Genomic DNA, 1,970 nt, shown 5'->3' with positions numbered 1-1,970 from the left:
TGGTGGTGCCTATCGGCGGCGAACCCCAAGCCGTGAACGTGCGCATCATCAGCGCCACGCACCGCAATTTGCTGGAACGGGTGGCCGATGGCAGCTTTCGTGAAGACCTGTATTACCGCTTGAACGGCTTGGAAGTCGCCCTCCCGCCGTTGCGCGAGCGCAGTGACAAGTCGCAACTGTTGGATTTCCTCTTGGCGCAGGAAGCAGGCACCGAGCAGGTGATGCTCGACGAGTCGACGCGCCAGGCCTTGTTGGCATTCCACTGGCCCGGCAACCTGCGGCAGATGCGTACTGTGTTGCGCACGGTGGTGGCACTCTGTGAGGGCGGGCGAGTCGGTCTTGAAGACTTGCCGGCGCTGATTCGCCAGGCGCGGCCGCAAGGGGCAAGGGCGGATGCGCCGTACGCTTTGCCACTGGAGAGCGCCGAGCGCCAGGCATTACTCGATGCGTTGGCGCAGCAGCGCTGGCATATGAGCCATGTGGCGGAACAGTTGGGCGTCAGTCGCAATACGCTGTATCGCAAGTTACGCAAACATGGTATTTCACGGGGCGCCATGCATTAGGGCGCGCGACAGTTGTCGGAATAACTCCGTTATTGCGGACGACTCGTTTTTGTCCCACGTCATTTAAGGTTTTTTATCGCTCTACCCGTTCACGTCGTCCCGGAACGTGGCACGTTGTTTTAAGCACTGATGGAATAAGGGCAGAGCATTAATTGCCCTTAAACACCGCTGTTTGAAACTTCTAGGGTGACAACACATGAATATTACAAGTCCTGAATTCATAGAATAAGCGCAACGCTTGAAACGAGAGGCAGAGAGCCAGCCACCGGTAGAATCCAGGCTCTCACACCGAAGGATTCAAGCGCAGATGACTACGCATTACCGGCAGCTGACTCAGGGACAACGTTACCAGATTGAGGCTGGCTTGAGCGCCGCAGAGAGCCAGGCGAGCATTGCAAAGCGGGTCGGCGTGCATCCCTCGACGATCAGTCGCGAGGTTCGCCGCAACAGCACCCAGAATATCTACAAGGCTGTTTCTGCGGCCCATGAAAGTGATGCTCGTCGAGCGGGTGCGCGCAAGTTTTGCAAGCCGGCGACATGGCTCAGCCATCATCTCCCGGTGTGGCTCAAGCATGGCATGAGTCCGGAGCAGATCGCCCAGCGGTTGAAGCAGGAGCAGCCAAGCCGGGCGGTCAGCCATGAGTGGATTTATCGGTTCATTGCCGCCGAACAGCGCGCCGGTGGTGAGCTTTATACCTATCTGCGACATCGCCGAAAGCGCTACCGGAAACGCTATGGAAGCCACGATCGGCGCGGGCAGCTGCGTAATCGCGTGTCAATCAGTGAACGCCCAGCCGAGGTCGAAAGCCGCGAGCGCCTGGGGGACTGGGAGGGCGATACGGTACATGGACTGGGCGGTAACCTGGTGACCCTGGTTGATCGCAAAAGCGGCTATCTGAGCGCCTATCCGGTCAAGCGCAGAACGCGCCGGCAGGTAACGCGGGCGATCAATCTGATGCTTCAGGGCCATGCCGCTCACACGCTGACGCTGGATAACGGAAGGGAGTTTGCCGGGCATGAACGCATCGCGCTACGGAGCCAGTGCCAGGTCTTTTTTGCAGACCCCTATTCATCCTGGCAACGTGGCACCAATGAAAACACCAACGGTCTGCTCCGCCAGTATTTCCCCAAGGGCAGCGACTTCAGCAAGCTGACCGTCGAAGCCGTCAATCGGACAGTAGCGAGGATCAATCTACGCCCGCGCAAGCGCTTGGGCTGGAAGACGCCGTACGAAGTGCATACAGGGGTGAGCGTTGCACTTATGTGTTGAATTCAGGGACTAATTCCGTATTAGTACCAATGCTATTTTTACCTGTCTCGACAGTCCGGCAATTAATTGGAGTGCACTGAAGAGCACCACTAATGGGCTTTAACGTATCTGCAGGTGCCACCTGACGGACATCTATC

The 1,970-nt window shown here is 57.8% G+C and carries 2 protein-coding genes; both read left to right on the top strand.

The window, feature by feature from the left end; genetic code table 11:
- Positions 1-563, top strand: a 563-nt coding sequence (locus BKD70_RS17450) for a helix-turn-helix domain-containing protein (protein WP_139145782.1), incomplete at its 5' end; no start/stop codon positions are given.
- A 307-nt stretch (positions 564-870) separates the two neighbouring features.
- Positions 871-1,833 (top strand): IS30-like element ISPpu17 family transposase, encoded by a 963-nt coding sequence (locus BKD70_RS17445; RefSeq protein ID WP_004577240.1) that lies wholly within the window; start codon positions 871-873, stop codon positions 1,831-1,833.
- Positions 1,834-1,970 lie beyond the last annotated feature (137 nt).

Source organism: Pseudomonas sp. BS-2016, assembly GCF_001806145.1.
GTDB classification, from domain to species: Bacteria; Pseudomonadota; Gammaproteobacteria; order Pseudomonadales; family Pseudomonadaceae; genus Aquipseudomonas; species Aquipseudomonas lundensis.
The sequence above is the reverse complement of the archived record's forward strand: the minus strand, read 5'-3'. Positions and strand labels throughout refer to the sequence as shown.

Coding starts and splice junctions, on each gene's coding strand:
- BKD70_RS17445 (WP_004577240.1), top strand. CDS start 871: ATGACTACGCATTACCGGCAGCTGACTCAGGGACAACGTTACCAGATT.